Origin of the sequence: Prochlorococcus marinus str. MIT 9211 (assembly GCF_000018585.1) — a bacterium.
GTDB classification, from domain to species: domain Bacteria; phylum Cyanobacteriota; class Cyanobacteriia; order PCC-6307; family Cyanobiaceae; genus Prochlorococcus_D; species Prochlorococcus_D marinus_B.
The window spans coordinates 1,024,680-1,043,561 of sequence record NC_009976.1; the positions used below are offsets into that span (position 1 = coordinate 1,024,680).

The 18,882-nt window shown below is 38.3% G+C and carries 19 protein-coding genes; 13 read left to right on the top strand and 6 right to left on the bottom strand.

What is annotated here, in order from left to right:
• Positions 1 to 23: 23 nt before the first annotated feature.
• Positions 24 to 2,138, top strand: coding sequence for an HDIG domain-containing metalloprotein (locus P9211_RS05470; protein ID WP_041391142.1), 2,115 nt, complete (start codon positions 24 to 26; stop codon positions 2,136 to 2,138).
• 87 nt (positions 2,139 to 2,225) lie between these two features.
• Here P9211_RS05470 and P9211_RS05475 read toward each other — a convergent pair whose 3' ends face one another.
• From P9211_RS05475 to P9211_RS05485, 3 genes are all read right to left on the bottom strand, one after another.
• Positions 2,226 to 2,627 (bottom strand): hypothetical protein, encoded by a 402-nt coding sequence (locus tag P9211_RS05475; RefSeq protein ID WP_012195674.1) that lies wholly within the window; start codon positions 2,625 to 2,627, stop codon positions 2,226 to 2,228.
• An 89-nt stretch (positions 2,628 to 2,716) separates the two neighbouring features.
• Complete coding sequence (locus P9211_RS05480; RefSeq protein WP_012195675.1) at positions 2,717 to 3,037, bottom strand: MTH1187 family thiamine-binding protein; 321 nt, start codon at positions 3,035 to 3,037, stop codon at positions 2,717 to 2,719.
• 191 nt (positions 3,038 to 3,228) lie between these two features.
• Positions 3,229 to 4,839, bottom strand: a complete 1,611-nt coding sequence (locus P9211_RS05485; RefSeq protein WP_012195676.1) for a 2-isopropylmalate synthase — start codon at positions 4,837 to 4,839, stop codon at positions 3,229 to 3,231.
• Positions 4,840 to 4,924: 85 nt separating this feature from the next.
• Here P9211_RS05485 and P9211_RS05490 point away from each other — a divergent pair, with 85 nt between their 5' ends.
• Positions 4,925 to 6,487 carry a glycoside hydrolase family 57 protein gene (locus P9211_RS05490; protein ID WP_012195677.1) on the top strand — a complete coding sequence of 521 codons (1,563 nt, stop codon included), beginning with the start codon at positions 4,925 to 4,927 and terminating at the stop codon, positions 6,485 to 6,487.
• Between the two features lie 7 nt (positions 6,488 to 6,494).
• Here the strand turns inward: P9211_RS05490 and crtL are convergent, their stop codons facing one another.
• Together crtL and gyrA are read right to left on the bottom strand one after the other, a co-directional pair.
• On the bottom strand, positions 6,495 to 7,718 hold the full coding sequence (gene crtL, locus P9211_RS05495) for a lycopene beta cyclase (protein ID WP_012195678.1): 1,224 nt from the start codon (positions 7,716 to 7,718) through the stop codon (positions 6,495 to 6,497).
• Positions 7,715 to 10,360 carry a DNA gyrase subunit A gene (gyrA, locus tag P9211_RS05500; RefSeq protein WP_012195679.1) on the bottom strand — a complete coding sequence of 882 codons (2,646 nt, stop codon included), beginning with the start codon at positions 10,358 to 10,360 and terminating at the stop codon, positions 7,715 to 7,717. The genes crtL and gyrA overlap by 4 nt, the downstream gene beginning before the upstream one ends.
• 322 nt (positions 10,361 to 10,682) lie before the next feature.
• On the opposite strand from gyrA, the gene P9211_RS05505 reads away from it, so the two are divergent.
• The 4 genes from P9211_RS05505 (at position 10,683) to rsmD (ending at position 13,657) form a co-directional block, all read left to right on the top strand.
• A complete protein-coding gene (locus P9211_RS05505) occupies positions 10,683 to 11,846 on the top strand; it encodes a GuaB3 family IMP dehydrogenase-related protein (protein WP_012195680.1) in 1,164 nt (387 codons plus the stop codon).
• A gap of 211 nt (positions 11,847 to 12,057) precedes the next feature.
• Positions 12,058 to 12,381, top strand: a complete 324-nt coding sequence (trxA, locus tag P9211_RS05510) for a thioredoxin (protein ID WP_041391553.1) — start codon at positions 12,058 to 12,060, stop codon at positions 12,379 to 12,381.
• 38 nt (positions 12,382 to 12,419) lie between these two features.
• Positions 12,420 to 13,058, top strand: a complete 639-nt coding sequence (gene hisH, locus P9211_RS05515) for an imidazole glycerol phosphate synthase subunit HisH (protein WP_012195682.1) — start codon at positions 12,420 to 12,422, stop codon at positions 13,056 to 13,058.
• On the top strand, positions 13,055 to 13,657 hold the full coding sequence (rsmD, locus tag P9211_RS05520; RefSeq protein WP_012195683.1) for a 16S rRNA (guanine(966)-N(2))-methyltransferase RsmD: 603 nt from the start codon (positions 13,055 to 13,057) through the stop codon (positions 13,655 to 13,657). Before hisH ends, rsmD begins: the two co-directional genes overlap by 4 nt.
• On the opposite strand, the gene petG is transcribed toward rsmD, so the two are convergent.
• The gene (petG, locus tag P9211_RS09340) at positions 13,638 to 13,757 is read right to left on the bottom strand and encodes a cytochrome b6-f complex subunit V (protein WP_012195684.1); all 120 of its coding nucleotides are present in this window, start codon (positions 13,755 to 13,757) and stop codon (positions 13,638 to 13,640) included. The two genes, rsmD and petG, sit on opposite strands and share 20 nt — an antisense overlap.
• Positions 13,758 to 13,813: 56 nt before the next feature.
• Between petG and P9211_RS05525 the strand changes: the two genes are divergently transcribed.
• The 7 genes from P9211_RS05525 to P9211_RS05555 all read left to right on the top strand — a co-directional run bounded on the left by P9211_RS05525 (position 13,814) and on the right by P9211_RS05555 (position 18,855).
• Complete coding sequence (locus P9211_RS05525) at positions 13,814 to 14,206, top strand: c-type cytochrome (RefSeq protein WP_012195685.1); 393 nt, start codon at positions 13,814 to 13,816, stop codon at positions 14,204 to 14,206.
• Between the two features lie 2 nt (positions 14,207 to 14,208).
• Positions 14,209 to 14,949, top strand: coding sequence for an RNA methyltransferase (locus P9211_RS05530; RefSeq protein WP_012195686.1), 741 nt, complete (start codon positions 14,209 to 14,211; stop codon positions 14,947 to 14,949).
• Between the two features lie 34 nt (positions 14,950 to 14,983).
• The gene (locus P9211_RS05535) at positions 14,984 to 16,054 is read left to right on the top strand and encodes a serine hydrolase (RefSeq protein ID WP_012195687.1); all 1,071 of its coding nucleotides are present in this window, start codon (positions 14,984 to 14,986) and stop codon (positions 16,052 to 16,054) included.
• Positions 16,055 to 16,181: 127 nt separating this feature from the next.
• A complete protein-coding gene (bchI, locus tag P9211_RS05540) occupies positions 16,182 to 17,270 on the top strand; it encodes a magnesium chelatase ATPase subunit I (protein WP_012195688.1) in 1,089 nt (362 codons plus the stop codon).
• Positions 17,271 to 17,274: 4 nt separating this feature from the next.
• Positions 17,275 to 17,751: a crossover junction endodeoxyribonuclease RuvC gene (ruvC, locus tag P9211_RS05545; protein ID WP_012195689.1), complete on the top strand. Its 477-nt coding sequence runs from the start codon at positions 17,275 to 17,277 to the stop codon at positions 17,749 to 17,751.
• A 50-nt stretch (positions 17,752 to 17,801) separates the two neighbouring features.
• Positions 17,802 to 18,380, top strand: coding sequence for a 5-formyltetrahydrofolate cyclo-ligase (locus P9211_RS05550; RefSeq protein ID WP_012195690.1), 579 nt, complete (start codon positions 17,802 to 17,804; stop codon positions 18,378 to 18,380).
• A 31-nt stretch (positions 18,381 to 18,411) separates the two neighbouring features.
• A complete protein-coding gene (locus tag P9211_RS05555) occupies positions 18,412 to 18,855 on the top strand; it encodes a SufE family protein (protein ID WP_041391143.1) in 444 nt (147 codons plus the stop codon).
• The last annotated feature ends 27 nt before the right edge of the window (positions 18,856 to 18,882 follow it).

Consider the following 18,882-nt stretch of genomic DNA (forward strand, 5'->3'; position numbering starts at 1 on the left):
GTTATGGTCTACATCAAATTGATTTGGCAAAGATTCTAAGCCTAAAAAGGATTTGGCGAAGCTTGTTAAATAGCCAATCGCCAAGAAGGGTCATAGTTCCATGGGCATTAGCTGATAGAACAGGTTTGCTTATGGTTTGCCTAGTAATAGCAATAATTTCAAGCTATAAATTATTAGATGTTCCTGACCTTAAGCCTGGTGATATTGCCCCATTTAACGCGACTGCACCAAAAACCGCTTTTGTAATAGATACTGCAGCTTTACAACAGCAAAGAAAAGACCTTATACCAAGAACCTCAGTACAAGTAATTGACAAAGGAGAGTCTCAAAAAATTCAAGAAGAGTTAATTAAACAACTGGGCTATTTAGAAAAAGTTTCATCAGGCACTAAAGGTTCTAATTCTTTCAGGATAGGTCCAGTAAACCTAACTCCAAAAGAAAGGGAGTGGCTGGCGAACCAAACTACTAAATCAAGAAAACAATGGGAAGGCGAAATAATTCTCCTGTCACAAAAAATGCTAAGTCAGGGCCTTATAAAGACATTGGCTCATGACCAAATACTAGAATCAGCTAAATTCCAATTATCGGCCCAAGCTGAAAGCAATAATCCTTCTATAAACCTTGGCAGCAAATTAATTGCAAATACTTTATTTGGTAAAACAAATCTTCAGCATGATGCTGCCAGAAGCCAGCAATTACTTGAAGAACTTATAACCAAACAAGGAATCCCTGAGATAGAAGTTAAGAAAGGAGATCTAATCACAAAAAAAGGGGAAAGAATCACTGCTAAAGGATATGTTGTTCTTGATCATTTTGGCCTAATCAGAAGAAGTGCTAGACCACTGGAATGGTTCGGAAAATTTAGTGAGGCACTTGCAAGTTGTTTAGTTCTTTTAATGATAATGAGAAGAGATAAACCCTCTTTGAAACCTAAGAATGGACTATTACCACTTGGTCTCCTATTAATTGTTCAAGCAAGTAAAGACTGGTTTGGAGCTGCAATCAGTCCTTTGCAAATTCTTGTTCCACCAACATTACTTCTTTCCCAAGGCATTAGTACCACAACAGCCTTGGGATGGATGGCAATCGCTAGTTTGCTATGGCCCGTTCCCGTAAGTGGCATTGGAGAAGGACGTTTGATAATTGCAGTCCTTACTTCAACCTTAGTAGCGATACTTGGTGGGCGAATGAGAAGCAGAGCCCAGCTTCTTCAGGTAGTAGTTTTTGTACCTTTTAGTGCATACCTTAGTCAGTGGGTTCTGTTAAGGAGTCAACTATTTTCTTCAGGTGGGGTGTGGAGGAAGCTTTCGCCTAATTCAGAGACTTTGCTTACTGAAGCTTTGGTTTTAGGGGCAATTTTGATGTTTACTATTTTATTAATACCAATTATTGAAAATACTTTTGGCCTATTAACACGCGCAAGGCTCATGGAAATATCCGATCAAGAGAAACCTCTTTTAAGAAGATTGTCTAAGGAAGCACCAGGAACATTTGAACACACATTGATGATCTGTGGACTAGCCGAAGAAGGTGCAAGAAGTATTGGGGCTGACGTTGACCTAATTAGATCAGGAGCTCTATATCATGACGTAGGGAAACTACATGCGCCAGAATGGTTTATAGAGAATCAAGAGAATGGAGTCAACCCGCATGAAACACTTGACGACCCACTTAAAAGTGCTGATATTTTACAAGCGCATGTAGATGAAGGCCTGAAGCTAGCTAGACGTTACCGACTACCAACTCCTATAGCTGATTTCATACCAGAACACCAAGGGACACTAAAGATGGGCTACTTCCTTCATAAGGCGAAAGAGAAGAATCCCTCAGTAGAAGAAAAGCGTTTTAGGTATAAAGGCCCCGTTCCACGCTCTAAGGAAACTGCAATTCTTATGATGGCCGATGGATGCGAAGCAGCTCTTAGAGCTTTAGGGCCACAAAGTACTGATATAGATGCAGAGTCAACAATTAGAAAAATTATTCGCTCTCGTAAATTAGATGGACAATTGCTAAAAAGTAGTATTAGCAATTCTGAGATTGAATTGGTTATAAGAGCCTTTATAAGTGTATGGAGAAGGATGAGGCATCGGCGTATTAAGTATCCTATTAGTTCATTTAAAGCATCATATCCAGCTTAATTATTTCAAATTATGAGCTTCAATTTTATAATTAAAGAACAAACAGAAGCTTTAGCATCAATATATCAATAAGCAATCCAAAATCCTCTATAACCTTATTCTCTTTGTTTTCCTATGTGCTGGCCTACACCAATAGATTAATGCCATTGAATTAAAAATAGAGATTAAAAAGGCAATCAAACTTAAATTAGATAAATACTTCTCACTTTGAAGCAAGAAAATAGCATAAGTTAATGAGCCAATGATTGTCATTGACAATGCAACTATCGCCAGAACTACTCCCCAACGTCTTTCTGCAAGGAGGCCAGAGCAGGCAACTATTCCAACGACAGCCGATGGCCAATGTATAGCAGCTGAAAAACTTATATTTCCTGCTCTAAAACTTGGGTTATAAAAGCTGACCACAAAAGCAAAGAAAAGTATTGCCGCTACATTTGAAAGTAGGCCTAGCCACGTAAGTAACCAATAACCTTTAACACCACTAACCATTAATAAAGTCTTTTAATCCTAATTAAAAAATAGCTCTTAAAAAGAAAAAAGCATTATGAGAAGTTAGTGATTGATACGAAGTTAATCAATCATAAATCTACTTTATTCTTAGGTAAGGAAGCAGTAGTTACGCTTTTTACCTTTTCACGAAAAGACTGATGACGATCAATACGAGTATTGACCTTCACGCTTGAATAGATGCGATTCGCTCCTAATGAATGAATAGCTTCATGGCAAGCTCTAATACATTCAAAAACATCATTCCAATCTCCTTCAATAGCTGTTCCATTTGGCCCAAGTTCATAATCAAGTCCCTTCTCTTCGATAATGTCCCTACATACAGCTATGTACGGTGAGAGGGAAGTCCCTACCCCCAAAGGCAAAAGGCAAAGATCAATGCTAACCAACATTTTCTTAACGGTAACTAGTATTTAATATCTCAGAAAAGGTCATCTATCAGTTAACAAAATCTAATTGTTATCCAAAAACCGTTAGTTGTTATAACTTCAATCCCAAAAATTGTTTCAATAGAACCAGTCACATTAAACACTTTTATCTAAGCCCCAATTTTTTAAAAGCAAATAAAGTTGCGTTGGTAGATTCATAGGTTTGCCTTGATCAGATCATGCTGAGGGTGAATAGGGTTCTTTTTTTCAAAATATATAAGCCTATTAAGAGCATTTACGTATGCCTGAGCTGCGGCAACAACAACATCTGTATCAGCAGAATGACCAGAAAAAATTTTGCCTTCTCTCCTTAGACGAATTGTAACTTCGCCCAAGGCATCAATTCCTTCCGTTACAGACTTAACTGAAAATTCAATCAATTCATTACTTTCTCCTGCTAAAGAGTCAAGTGCCTTGCAAACAGCATCAACAGGCCCAGTTCCAAGGGCGACTGCCGTTTGCTCAGTACCATCTTGATCTGCAAGAGTGACTGTGGCTGTAGGCTTTAATGTCGTTCCACAACTTACTTGAACAAGTTGTAGTTGAAATCTTGCATCGGGTTGCATCACCTGTTCGCTAACTATCGCTTCTAAATCTCTATCAGTAATTTCTCTTTTACGATCTGCCAAATCCTTAAATTTGGCGAATGCCTCATTTAAATCATCTCTCGTAAGATCATATCCTAATTCTTCAAGTCTTGCCCTTACAGCACTTCTTCCACTTAGCTTCCCTAATGAGATCCTATTATCTGTAAGACCGACTGTTTTTGCGTCAACTATTTCATAAGTTAGCCGATTTTTTAAAACTCCATCTTGATGAATGCCTGATTCATGAGCAAAGGCATTAGCGCCAACAATTGCCTTGTTTGGTTGAACCACCATCCCAGTTAAATTTGAGACCAGACGTGAAGTCTTTGTTATTTCTTCAGTACGAATTGCTGTAAGTGGTGTAGGGCTTTCAGGATCTCTACCGAAAAAGGGGTTATAAAAACTCCTACGCACATGTAAAGCCATAACCAATTCTTCTAAAGCTGCATTCCCTGCTCTTTCTCCTATGCCATTAATTGTGCATTCCAACTGTCTCGCACCTCTCTTAATTGCTTCCAAGAAATTAGCCACTGCAAGACCCAGATCATTATGACCGTGCACGGATAAAATCGCCTCATCAATATTTGGCACATTGGCATCTATTCCTTGAATTAATTCTCCAAATTCTGATGGTGTTATATAACCCACTGTGTCGGGAATGTTAATAGTGCCGGCACCTGCAGAAATAGCAAGCTCAATTAGTTCATATAAAAAATCTGGATCACTTCTAGCGGCATCTTCACAAGAGAATTCAACATCTTCTGAGAAAGACTTCGCATAATGAACCATCTCAGGGACAATCTGAATCACTTCCTCTCTTGTTTTTCGAAGTTTATGCTCAAGATGTATATCACTAGTTGCAATAAATGTATGAATTCTCTTTTTAGGAGCAGGCGCAATTGCTTCTCCACAAGCTTTGATATCTGCTTTTGAAGCTCGGGCAAGACCGCAGATAATAGGCCCTTCTTCTCCACCGACTTGCTCAGCTATCCTTTGAACAGCAGTAAAGTCTCCTTGGCTTGCGTATGGGAACCCTGCTTCAATTATGTCAACTCCTAACCTTGCAAGTTGCTGCGCAATGGCAAGTTTCTCTTCTAAATTCAAACTCGCACCAGGAGATTGCTCACCATCTCTTAAGGTGGTATCAAAAATTAAAACTCGGCCTGGATCCTTGGCCATGTAATGACCTTTTTAATTTATGTACTAGTTTTATTCTAGCTAGCTACACAAACCTGTTTAAATTCAATAAACCAATTTCTTTCATTTGACAAAAGGCAAACTAGCTCTAGTACTTCATGCACATCTCCCATATGTGAGATCTGCTAACCCTGGCTCTCTAGAAGAAGACTGGTTCTTTCAGGCACTTTTGGAATGTTATTTACCTTTACTTGAAGTAATCGAAAACTCAGTAAATTCAAACGAACAAAATCCGAAAATCACAATATCCCTTTCACCAACTCTTCTTTCTTTATTAAGTGATCAAGATTTAAAAAATCGTTTTCCAGACTGGGTAAAGTTAAGACTATCTCTCTTAGAAAAAAGCACTAAATCCCAAAATGAAGCAGGCAGATTCTTAAAGAAAAACATTATTAAACAATTAAAGAATTGGTCCTCTTGTGATGGAGAAATTATTGACAGATTCTCGCAACTAGAAAAGCTAAAAGCTCTTGACCTAATGACATGTGCCGCAACACATGGTTATCTGCCTCTTTTGCGAGAAACTCCTGAGGCTGTCAAAGGGCAACTAAAGACTGCCATTCGAGAACACCAAAGATTTTTTGGCAAAAAACCTAAAGGTATTTGGTTGCCTGAATGCGCTTACTACGAAGGGTTAGACCATTTGATGCGTGAATGTGATTTACGTTATTCAGTTTTAGATGGTCATGGAATACTCCATGGGAAGCCAAGACCTAAATATGGGATATATGCTCCTGTTTGTACCAAAAATGGTATAGCTTTTTTTGCTAGAGATAGTGAATCAACTCTTCCTGTTTGGTCAGCCAGAGAAGGATATCCAGGCAATCCTGAATATCGAGAGTTTCACAAAGATTTAGGCTGGGATATACCGTTTGAAGAACTTGCGAAACTAGGCCTTGAAGGGAATCGGCCTCTAGGCTTAAAGCTTCATAAAGTTACTAGTAAGCAATCAATTAGAGAAAAAGATTTATATGATCCAACATCAGCATCCAAGCAGGTAAAAGAAGATGCAAAAGACTATTTAATAGGAAGAAAAAAGCAACTAATAAAGCTAATCGATCAGACTGGGATAAATCCTTTATTAATAGCTCCTTTTGATGCGGAGCTATTTGGCCATTGGTGGTTTGAAGGGCCAATGTTTTTAGCTGAGATTTTTAAGCAAGCAAAGAATCATAAAGTCCAATTTACGACTTTAAAGGATTACCTCAGCTCAAAAAAAGAGTTGCAGTTGTGTGAACCCTGTCCTTCAAGTTGGGGGCAAGGTGGTTTCCACAATTATTGGCTAAATGAAACCAATGCATGGGTAGTCAATGAATGGAGCAAGGCGGGGAAAGCAATGGTTGAATGCTGCAGTAATGGCGTCTCTAATCAATTAAATCTAAGGATCCTCCAACAAGCAGGAAGAGAGCTTCTTCTTGCTCAATCTTCTGACTGGAGTTTTATTCTTAAAGCAGGAACAACTACAGAATTAGCTAAAGAAAGAATTCATCGTCACCTAAATAGGTTTTGGAATTTAATGCAAGCAATTGAATCAAAAAATGGAATGTCAGAGTCTGAACTAAAAGAGTTAGAACTAGAAGATTCGATATTCCCTTTAATCCATGCAAATGATTGGTACCAAATCTATTAATTATTGACTACTTTTTTACCAATCCAACCATTCCTAATTTTACTCCGATTGGAGAAAGGAAATATAACCTAATCATTACTATTAACAACCTAGGCAAGCGAAGCGTATTAGCTAGAAACCCAAACCATTCATCTTGTGGGAGCTTAAAAAAAGAAGTAAAGAAGCTTCTTAAAAGAGTCTCATCAAAGCTCATTAACCTTTTTAATCCAAATTGATATAAGCGATGCCTTAAGACGAGGTCGGGAGTCCAAAGAACCTGCCAACCTCGCTTAGCCAAGCGAGCCGAATCCAAACTTGGATCGCTAGTTATAGCTTTCGATAGCTCATCGGCCAATGCTGGAGCTCGCCTCAAAAGAGCACCAACCATATAGCCAGAAGCGGGATGAACCATACTTGCAGCACCTCCAAAGGCAAGGAGGGGTTGATTCAAAAAGGGCAGTGGCAAATTCATAGGGAACAAGCAATGCTCTTCATGAACAACTTCTTGAATTTCGATTCCTCTATGAGACAACCTTAAAAGCAATCTTTCTTTCAACTTGCTCCATGTAAGTGGAGGAGCACAAGCCAAAGATGTTTCTTCAACAAAATAAAGTCCTTCACCAAAATCCATTGCATACAAAAATGAAGGTGGTTCTTCTAATTCATCTTTAGTTAAATGATCAGGTCGAAAATCCATTAGAACAAATTGATCTTTCTCAACAGGAGGAGAGCTAAACCTTCCAACTATTCCATAGGCAGCTTGTTGAGCAATTGGTCCATGGTCTGGTCTCTTAACGAAAGGACTTCTATGTCCACTAGCATCAATAACTACTCTTGCTCGATATATTTTGCCTGAGGTACAAATGACCTCCGTTATCGAATCCCTATAGCGTATATCTTCGGCAGTTTCAATTATCCAATTAATACCATCACATTTATCTAAAAGATTCTTTTGAAAGAGTGATTGATCAAAAAGTCCATAATCAAAATTATGAAGAGTGGGCTTTAATCCTTCCTCCTTAACGCCATCTCCAAAGTAACTGACAGTATTAGTCCATCGGCTTCCTAATAAAGATGCCATCCCAAGGCTTTCAAGTTCTTCTGCCCAAATTCCATAAGTATTAGTCCATAATCTATCTGGAGAATTCGAGGCAAGAGCGCTAACTTTCAATCCTTTCTGAACTAACTCCGAGGCAATACAAAGAGCTGCTGGGCCAGCCCCCATAACCAATACATCAGAACAGGCTATCAATTTGATTCTGGCGAAGCATTATTTTCACTTTGTATTTCCTCAACTCCTGGAGAATCATCATCTTGCACTTCTTGCTCTGGCGGGACCAAAACGACTTCAGAAAGATGATCCCCTGAATCTAGACGTTGAAGCCTAACCCCTGTAGCAGCTCTAGATTGCTGAGAGATCTTATCTGCACTTGTTCTTACGATAATCCCCTTTTCGGTAACAAATAAAAGCTCTTCGCCATGACCAAGAACTTTCAATCCCACCAAAGAATCACCATCATTTCTAAATTTTATAGCTCGCAACCCCATGCCTGCTCTCTTTTGAAGTCGAAACTGAGTAACAGGTACTCTTTTCCCTAAACCTGAGGCAGAAGCGACCAAAACCCAAGGGCCTTCTGCAATACCAACTTCATCTGAATCTGAATCTGAATCTGAATCTGAATCTGAATCATCATTATTAGTTCCCGCTATTCGATCAGCAAGTTCTCTAGGAAGAACATCCATTCCAACCAAAGAATCACCCTTTCTCAAATTCATTGACCTTACACCTCTTGCAGTTCTTCCTAGTGGTCGTAGTTCGTCATCATTTAAACGGAAATGTATTGTCATTCCTTTCCGTGAACCAATCAAAACGCTGTCTCCTGAAGCAGCCAACCTAACCCAAGTCAAAGCATCACCATCCTCAAGGCTTATAGCAATAAGACCATTTGCTCTGATTTTACTAAATGCTGAGACTAACGTTCTTTTTATATATCCACCTTTAGTTAGCATTAATAGATGATTATCATCATCAAAAGAGCTAACAGATAAGAGTGACGTAATCGCCTCTTCCCGAGGAATAGGTAATAATTGAACTACTGGCGTACCTTTTGCAGAACGACTAGAGATAGGGACTCGATAAGCAGGCAATGAATATGCCACACCTCGATCACTAAAAAGAAGAAGATTGTCATGGTCATTGCAACTTATAAATAGCTTTACCTCTTCCTCTCCCTGACTGCGAGTACCAGACTTCCCTCTTGTACCTCTACTAGTTGCTTCAAATTGATTGACTGGCATTCTTTTTAAATAACCTGTTTCTGTAAGCAATACAACTGACCTCTCATTTGCGATTAAATCAATATCATCAATACCTCCTCCAAGATCAAGGATTTCAGTACGTCTTGGCGCTTCATATTTCTCTTTCAACTGTATTAGCTCTTTCTTGATGAGATCAAATACTCTTGGTTTATTAGCCAAGATATCTTGGAAATCAGCTATTCTTTTTAAAAGATCTTCATGCTCTAGACGAATTTTATCTGCCTCTAAAGCAGTCAATCTTCTTAGTTGCATTTGCAAAATTGCATCTGCTTGAACCTCAGTTAGGCGATGCAACTCTTGCAATTTAGCCTTAGCTACTGATGTATCTGATGCTGCTCTAATAAGCTCTATTATGGGATCAAGTTGATCCAAAGCGACCAATAGGCCTAAAAGCAAGTGATTACGTTCTTCCGCCTTACGTAATAAATAACTTGTTCTACGTTCTATTGTCTCTACTCTAAAGTCTAAGAAAACCTGAAGCATTCTTAGTAGTGAAAGTGTAACTGGTTCTCCATCAACCAATGCCAACATATTCGCACTAAAGTTTGACTGAAGAGGTGTTAACTTAAATAAATTATTTAGTACTACTTGAGGGTACGAATCCCTCCTAAGTTCAACTACTATTCTCATACCATCACGATCACTTTCATCTCTAATATCAGATATGCCTTCCAGTTTCTTATCGTTAACCATATCTGCAATCCTTTCGATTAAAGCAGCTTTATTTGTTTGATAAGGGAGTTGAGTAATAATAACTGCATCTCTGTCAGGCCTTCCTGCAACCTCAATCGTTTCAATATCGGCTACACCTCTCATAGTGACTGATCCTCTACCCGTTAAATAAGTCTCTTGAATACCATTCCTTCCTAGAATCTGACCACCTGTAGGGAAATCTGGTCCTTGGATAATCTTAAAAAGTTCATTGTTGGTTAATTCAGGGTTAGATATCAGAGCCATTAACCCTTCAATTAGTTCACCCAAATTGTGTGGAGGAATATTCGTCGCCATTCCAACTGCTATTCCAGAAGAGCCATTTAATAAAAGTTGCGGAATACGAGCTGGAAGGACAGTTGGTTCTTGCTGAGAACCATCAAAATTATCTAAGAAATCAACCGTTTCAGATTCAATATCTTCAAGAAGACTTTCAGTTGTAAGAGACTGAAGTCGTGATTCCGTATATCTCATAGCCGCAGGCGGGTCATTATCTATTGATCCAAAATTCCCATGGCCATCTACCAATGGCATGCGCATGGAAAAATCTTGAGCCATTCTTACCAAGGCGTCATAAACGGCAGTATCTCCATGAGGATGGTATTTACCTAAAACCTCTCCCACAACACGCGCGCACTTTCTATAGGGCCTATCACTTGTTAGACCCAACTCATACATTGCATAAAGGATTCGCCTATGCACTGGCTTAAGACCATCCCTTGCATCGGGCAATGCTCTCCCAACAATTACACTCATCGCGTATTCCAAATAGGAACGCGACATTTCATTGCGCAGATCTGTCTGGATTATCCGATCTTCGAACTCGCCAGGAACACCGTTATTGGGTTCCACTGGATCAGCCATGAAGGACAATTTTACCAATCAATAGATTATCTCGAAATAAGATCAATTGATAGAGAAAAGTACCAAAAAGCACTAAATAGACTGAATTATTTTTCTATGTAAGAGCATCAAAACCAACTATTGGTATATCTAGTTGGATTCCAAAAATACTAGTTTTCCAGAGCTATTTTTTTACTCAATCGTTTTTAGGAGTCTATTCTTGAACCAAAACACGGACCAAAGAAATTGTTGATGCACTCACAAAACTTTGGTGACCAATCACTTTTAGATAAAAATGGTCCTATTCATTTGGTAACTTTTCCAAAATTGATTCGGTTCTGATTTGAATATTCAACTTGGCCACTCAAAATTTGTACGTCGGGCATATGGCATCGATGAAATAGCCCTAGTGCCTGGGGGAAGGACTGTAGATCCAGAGATAACAGACACTTCCTTAAAGCTGGGTGGCAAAACCCTAGAGGTTCCTATCATTGCAAGCGCCATGGATGGCGTTGTAGATGTTGAAATGGCTACAGCTCTATCAAGTATTGGAGCTCTTGGTGTATTAAACCTTGAAGGAATTCAAACAAGATATGAAAATCCAAAAGAAGTAATAAAAAAAATCACCTCTGTGGGAAAAGAGGATTTTGTACCCTTAATGCAAGATATTTATAGCCAACCAATACAAAAAGATTTAATAGTACATCGAATAAAAGAGATCAAATCCAAGGGTGCAATCGCTGCAGTTAGTGCAACCCCACAAGCAGCAATTAAGTTTAAAGAGACAATTCTTGAAGCAAAAACAGATCTGTTTTTCCTACAGGCCACTGTGGTTTCAACAGAACATATTGGCCCTCCCGATAGAGAAAGCCTAGATCTCTCTAAACTTTGTAAAACGATGAATATACCAGTATTAGTAGGAAACTGTGTTACATATGAGGTTGCATTAAAACTAATGCGAGCTGGTGCGAAAGGGATTCTTGTTGGAATTGGTCCAGGAGCTGCATGTACTTCAAGAGGTGTATTAGGTATTGGCACCCCTCAAGCCACAGCAATTGCGGATTGCTCTTCTGCAAGAGAAGATTACAAAAAAGAAACTGGAGAATATGTGCCGATCATTGCCGATGGAGGAATAGTTACTGGTGGGGACATTTGCAAATGTATTGCTTGTGGGGCAGATGGAGTAATGATTGGATCTCCCATAGCAAGAGCACAAGAAGCTCCAGGACAAGGTTTCCATTGGGGCATGGCAACACCTAGCCCTGTCTTACCAAGAGGAACTCGCATAAAAGTAGGGTCAACCGGAACTTTAGAAAGGATCATTAAAGGTCCAGCAGTGATTGATGATGGCACCCAAAACCTACTAGGCGCTCTTAAAACTTCAATGGGGACCTTAGGCGCAAGAACAATTAAAGAAATGCAAGAAGTGGAAGTAGTTATAGCCCCTTCTCTTCTTACTGAAGGAAAGGTTTACCAAAAGGCCCAACAGCTTGGAATGGGCAAATAACGCCTATTTCATTTCGTGCAAAAATAAAAATAAGTTTCGTTTGTTAAAGGAACATCCGCTGTAAATAATTTTGCATAAACCTTCAAGAATGCTTGCTAGTCCTATTGTTTATATGAATGCTCCAATCAAAGTTAAAAGAAACAGATGGCAGGAATCATTTTCTTCGGCAAAATACAATTACTTAATTCTGTCCAATAAATTTTTCAAAGGTATGTCAAGCGCAGCAGCTGTAACTGATTCATCATTTGAACAGGAAGTCCTACAAAGTGACGTACCTGTGCTCGTTGACTTTTGGGCTCCTTGGTGCGGGCCCTGCCGAATGGTCGCTCCAATAGTCGATGAAATATCTAAAGATTTTGAAGGGAAAATAAAAGTCTGCAAATTAAATACAGATGAAAATCCAAACGTGGCCAGTCAATATGGCATACGCAGCATTCCGACTTTAATGATTTTTAAAGGAGGGCAAAAAGTTGATACCGTTGTTGGCGCAGTACCAAAAGCCACACTTTCAGGAACAATTTCTAAGCATATATAGAACTATCTAAGAACAACTTCTAAGACTTTATAGTTTAAGTGAATACTAATATTGGTATAATCGATTATGGCATGGGTAATTTACACTCTGTCCAGCAATCTTTCAAACGATTAGACCAGTCAATAAGAATAGTCAAATCACCCAATGATGTACATGAATGCAATGCATTGATTCTTCCTGGAGTTGGTTCATTTGACCCTGCTATGGAAAATCTAAGAAGAACAGATCTTATCCCAAAAATCAAATCATGGGTCAAAGATGGGAAACCTCTACTAGGGATATGCCTAGGATTGCAACTGATATTTGAATCCAGCGAAGAAGGAAATTCAGAAGGCTTAGGACTACTAAAAGGAAAGGTTTGTAATTTACCTAGAAATACAAAAGAAAGGATCCCTCACATGGGTTGGTCACTTTTAAAACAGATTAAAGAATGTCCTCTATTGGACAATGAAAATACTTCAAGATGGATGTATTTCGTACATTCTTATTCAGCAATTCCATCTCCAGAAGATCTAGCGGCAACAGTAAGCTTTGGAGATAGTGAAGTCACTGCAATAGTTTGGAAGGATTCATTAGGAGCTTGTCAGTTTCATCCAGAGAAGTCAGGTAAATCTGGTCAAAGGCTACTTTCTAGCTGGCTCAAGTGGCTACATGAAAAAAACTCAGATTTATCTTGAAAGGTAGCCTAAGGCTATTAGGAGGGATGAAAATCAATAGTCCTTCAGGCCTTCATACAAGACCAACAACATCTATTGTTAGAGAAGCAGTAATGAATATGGTTGGAGAGAAAATAAACAATTGCAATTGGCTTGATCTATGCAGCGGTAGTGGAATAATGGGCTGTGAAGCTTTACAAAGAGGTGCAAAAACTGTTATAGCAGTTGAATTAAATAGTAATGCTGCAAGAGTTTGCAAATCAAACCTTTCTCTTGTATCGGAAAGGAAGCAAACCAGCAGTAACTTTGAAGTAATTAATTCTGATGTAATTACATGGCTAAAAGAAGGGTTTGAAAGCCATATAATTAAATCCAAACAAACTATGAAAGCTAATCTAAATAAATTTGACTTTGTTTATTTTGACCCACCTTACAAAGCAAAGATTTATTCTTCCGTACTTGAAAACTTGATCAATGGAAAGTGGTTGCAAAAAAAATCATTAGTAATTTGTGAATTCTCCAAAAGTTCATTTCTAGAAATTTCTGAAAGTTGGACTATTACAAATAAAAGACACTATGGGAAGAGCTCTTTAATTTTCCTTACTCCCAATCTGGCATAGCACTCTCACGCCGATACTGGTTCCAAGCACTCACAAACAAACCTACAATGGTTATAGGGACTAAGCCCAAAACAATGCCACACAGAAGCGGTTCGATCATTTTCTCTCAATTTATGAGAATGTTAAACACAATTCTTTCATATTAATGATCATTTCGTGAAAAGGACTTCACCAATTGGGATAGAGGATAAGAGAAACCCAACCAAAGGGTTGTTGGCACTGATCATTATTAGTGCGACATCCTGCTTAATAATTCTATCTTGGTTGTTCATATACCTAGAAAAAGGGAGCCCTTATATTCAAAACTCTCTCGAGTTGAATGGATCAATAGAAAAAGGAGGCAATCTTTTTAGAATGAATTGCGTTGGATGTCATGGAATATCCGCTCAAGGTTTAGTGGGACCTGACCTAAATAATGTTACCAATCAACTTAGTGACGAGAGAATCATTAACCAAGTAATAAAAGGCCTTACTCCCCCAATGCCAAGCTTTGAAATGGATCCACAATCAATGGCTGATCTTCTGTCTTACCTACATTCACTAAATTAATTTTGGCTTTCAATCTTAAAAACATCAGAGTTGTTCTAGTTGAACCATTAGGAGAAATTAATCTAGGAAGCGTTGCTAGACTTTGCAAAAACTTTGGAATTAATCAGCTCAGACTAGTTTCACCTAGATGCGATCCTCTGGATATAACAACAAAAAAAATGGCCTTAAAGGGTTCAGATTTACTAGAAAACGCTCAAATACATTCAAACCTTTTAGAGGCAATTGATGATTGTGTTCGAGTAGTCGCCACTTGTGGTCGTATAGACCATGGTGAAATCCCATTGCATTCTTCAGAAACTGCTTTGAATTGGCTATTGCAAGGTAGTTCTAAAGACCCCATTGCAATTATTTTTGGCAGAGAAGACCGTGGTCTTAGCAATCAAGAGCTTCAACTAGCTCAAAAAGTAATCACTCTCCCGTCATCTCTAACTTATCCATCACTCAATCTCTCTCATGCTGTTGCTATTATCTTGCACGACTTAATTCGCTACAGTCAAAAATATGAATACTCCATCAAAAACAAAGAATTACATAGCCTCTCGACACCAAAAGAATTAAGTAATTGTCTTGATCAAACAGAGGATTTTCTTCTAGAGATAGGTTTTCTCCATAAGCACACATCCAAGTCTAGGATGTCAAAAATAAAGGGCTTACTGCAAAGAGCAGAGGTAAGGTCTGAAGAAGTTGCCTTAATAAGGGGCATATTAAGACAAACAAAATGGTTCATTGATAATCAAACTTAATCCTATTACCATTAAGAAAATACTCATAAGATAATTGAAAACTAAACCTCACTCTAATCAATTAAGGATAGGCTATTTTATAAAGTCAATTGTTAATTTATCACTAATTGGATTAGGGCTTGGCGTAATATTAGGTACTTTACTTACATTTATATCTCCAGAAGAAAATACTTCAAAATCAAATAAATTATCACCTTTCTCCAGAAAATCTATTGCTAGAAAAAGAAATCAAAAGAAATCTACAATAACTTTTGGAGAGTACAAGCAATCTCAAGAGATAATACCATTAAGTAAAAAGTGGAAAGAGCTTGCAGACGAATATAAAGACTTAGAAGTAAGTGCTTATATTTTATTTGAAGATGGTAGGTATGCCCAATTCAATGCTGAAAAATCCCTACCTTCAGCAAGCACAATTAAAATAGCAATTCTCTTTTTATCTCTAGAGATGTTAGACGATGGAAAATTACGATGGGATGAAGAGATAGAGCTAACTAAAGAGTCAATAGCCAAAGGGGCTGGTTGGATGAGGTACCAATCATTAGGAAAGAAATTTCCTATTCATGAAATTACCACTGAAATGATAAGAGTAAGCGACAATACTGCTGCAAATCTTTTAATAGAAAGAGTTGGAGGTTTAGATATTCTAAATAAACGCTTTAAAGAGCTTGGTTTAATGCAAACAGAAATCAATAGTCTTCTACCAGACCTAAGCGGAACAAATAAAACAAGTGCCAAAGATCTTTCTAAAATAATGAAATTAGTTGATGTCTCAGGATTACTAAGTACAAAGTCCAGAGATATTTTTAGAGAAGTAATGAGTACTTCTATTTCAAACAATTTATTGCCAGAAGGAATTCTAAAAGGACTAGGAGTTTATAAAGGGAATTCAGATTACAAACTTTTAATTGAAGGTTTTAGGGTGTACAACAAAGCAGGGGATATTGGGATAGCTTATGGTGATGCAGCTCTAATAGAAATGCCAAATTCATCCAGAGCTGTTACTGCATTGTTAGTCAAGGGTCCCTTTAATGATCAACGTTCTACCAATCTCATTAGGGATATGGCAGCACAGATAATTTCCTATATCAATTCTGAGAGCAGATAACCCTAAAAGAGTTTAAAATCTAAAGAGGGTTTTAAATAAACATTGCTTTATCAGGCTTTTTAACACCTATATAGGCCTCAAGTCACCCGCCTATGAAACAATCCAAAACAGGGCAAACCATTAAACAGTGAGTTCATCTAGTAAGCGCAGGGTATTCCCCTTCGCAGCAGTTATTGGCCAAGAAGAGATGAAGCTAGCTCTTCTTCTCAACATTATTGACCCTCGAATTGGGGGAGTAATGATTATGGGAGATCGTGGAACAGGCAAGTCCACTACGATTCGCGCACTTGCGGATCTTCTGCCAGGCATAGATGTAGTACAAGGAGACCCTTACAACAGCTCGCCTAATGACCCAGACTTACAAAGCACTGAAGTCAGGCAACTAATAGAACAGGGGAATGAGGTCTCCACGGAAGAACGACAAGTACCAATGATTGATCTTCCTCTGGGTGCAACTGAAGACCGACTCTGCGGAACAATAGATATAGAAAAAGCTCTATCAGAAGGAGTTAGAGCATTTGAACCAGGCCTTTTGGCAAAGGCAAATCGGGGTCTTTTATATGTTGATGAAGTAAATCTACTGGATGATCACTTAGTAGATGTACTCCTTGACTCTGCAGCTTCAGGCTGGAACACAGTTGAGAGAGAAGGAGTATCAGTTAGGCACCCAGCAAGATTCGTACTAATAGGCTCAGGCAACCCTGAAGAAGGAGAATTAAGGCCTCAATTACTAGATAGATTTGGCATGAGTGTTGAAGTTCGCACTGTTAGAGAAGCAGAACTAAGGGTCCAAGTCGTAGATCAAAGAACTGCTTTTGACGATGATCCAGATTCATTCATTTCGTCAGTTCAGGCAAAGCAAGATTCTTTGCAAAAGAAAGTAGTTAGCGCACAGGATCGCCTTCAGAATGTAGTTATTGATGAAGATCTGAGACTTAAGATTTCAGCAATTTGTGGAGAATTAGATGTTGATGGTCTTCGAGGAGATATTGTTTCCAATAGAGCAGCAAGAGCTTTGGCTGCTTTTGAAGGCCGTAATGAAGTTTCGGAAGAAGATGTGGCCAGAGTAATCACATGTTCATTAAGACATCGCCTCCGCAAAGACCCTCTAGAGCAAATAGATTCTGGAGACAGGGTAATAAAAGCCTTTTGCAATATCTTCGAAAGGAGTGATGAAGATGTTGCTAATAGTTTTGAACTAGCTTCAATAGATTAATAAGTTGATAATTCTCGGGATAGATCCAGGACTGGCAAGAGTTGGATATGGGCTAATAGATTGCAATATGACGCAGAAGAAAATGCTTGATTGTGGAATAATTAAAACCAGTCAAGACCATAATGATGGTGAAAGAATGGTTGAGATCACAAGGGATCTTCGTTACTTAATAAACAAGTGGAAGCCTCAAATAGCTTCTGTTGAAAAATTCTTTTTCTACCGATCTAGTACCACCATTAAAGTAGTTCAAGCCCGAGGAGTAGTAATTATGACCTTAGCTAGATTTCGAGTCCCTATATTAGAGTTTCCACCAATGCAAATTAAACTTGCAGTGACAGGGTCTGGCAAGGCAAACAAAGATGAAGTTTCAATGGCAGTAATTAGGGAACTTGACCTAAGCAAGCCCCCTCGCCCTGATGATGCATCAGATGCACTGGCTATTGCATTAACAGCCTATTATCAACAACGAATAGTTAAATAGAATATTAAGGCTGAATAAAAAATGACAAGGGATTTATTATTATCTTTAAGATGGACTTAATTGGTACAAAAGCCTATCAAAGGCAAAAGTATAAATCAATACGAAAGGAAGAGGTTAAAAGAAACTCAGATTTATTTAGCACTAAGTTAGAAGATGTATTGATAGAAATTGTTAACCAAGACGACAAAAGATGTATTGGTATATATTGGCCATTAGAAGGGGAAATTAACATAAAAGATCTTAAGTACTTATCCAATCAATCTCTTGCATTGCCAGCAATTGACCAATCTGGAAGAATGAATTATTACGAATGGAAAACTAATTCCTTAAAAAAAGATGCTTATGGAATACCTGCTCCAGTAAACCAAACTGCTCTTAAGCCAGAGGAAGTAAAACTATTGCTTGTACCTGCTTTAGCAGTTGACCTAAAAGGGTTTCGACTAGGTTATGGTGGTGGTTTCTTTGATCGCCTAAGGAGTGAAAAATCATGGAGATCAATCAAGGCAATAGTAATAATTCCGAAGGCATGTATTTCTTTAACTCCCTTACCAGTTGACCACTGGGATGTTCCATTTGATGGGTGGATTAGTGAAGAAGGTTATTTTGAAGCTCATAGCTCAAATAGTTAAGCTGATAGAAAAACACTGCATCGCCAATGTTATGGCTGAGGAAACTAAAAAAGACTTTTCTCCAAATTTTGGAAGCATAGAGCTGAATAAATTAGTGTCCAAACTTCAATCTTCATCAGATCCTCGAAGAAAATATGAGTACTTGCTTTGGCTTGCGAAAAAGCTTCCCCTTCTCCCAGAAGAATCCTTACAAGAATCCATCAAGGTAAAAGGATGCATTTCACAGGTTTATGTTCTTGGAGAGCTTGTGGACAAAAAATTGCGCTGGAGAGGCTACTCAGATGCATTGATAACCAAAGGAATGCTTTCCTTTCTTATTCATGGCCTAGACAACCTTTCTCCTAAAGAAGTCTTAGAAATTAATCCAATATTTATTGAAGAGACTGGCTTAAATACAAGTCTTACCCCTTCTAGAGCAAATGGCTTCCTAAATATTTTTCTTAAAATGAATTCACAGGCTAAATTATTTCTATAAATATATGCTCTTGAATTAATAGAGTTA

What these genes read in the sequence shown, in the direction of transcription:
- P9211_RS05475 (WP_012195674.1), bottom strand. Translation starts at nt 2,627, where the DNA reads ATGGTTAGTGGTGTTAAAGGTTATTGGTTACTTACGTGGCTAGGCCTA.
- P9211_RS05480 (WP_012195675.1), bottom strand. Translation starts at nt 3,037, where the DNA reads ATGTTGGTTAGCATTGATCTTTGCCTTTTGCCTTTGGGGGTAGGGACT.
- P9211_RS05485 (WP_012195676.1), bottom strand. Translation starts at nt 4,839, where the DNA reads ATGGCCAAGGATCCAGGCCGAGTTTTAATTTTTGATACCACCTTAAGA.
- gyrA (WP_012195679.1), bottom strand. Translation starts at nt 10,360, where the DNA reads ATGGCTGATCCAGTGGAACCCAATAACGGTGTTCCTGGCGAGTTCGAA.
- trxA (WP_041391553.1), top strand. Translation starts at nt 12,058, where the DNA reads ATGTCAAGCGCAGCAGCTGTAACTGATTCATCATTTGAACAGGAAGTC.
- petG (WP_012195684.1), bottom strand. Translation starts at nt 13,757, where the DNA reads ATGATCGAACCGCTTCTGTGTGGCATTGTTTTGGGCTTAGTCCCTATA.
- P9211_RS05550 (WP_012195690.1), top strand. Translation starts at nt 17,802, where the DNA reads ATGGACTTAATTGGTACAAAAGCCTATCAAAGGCAAAAGTATAAATCA.
- P9211_RS05555 (WP_041391143.1), top strand. Translation starts at nt 18,412, where the DNA reads ATGGCTGAGGAAACTAAAAAAGACTTTTCTCCAAATTTTGGAAGCATA.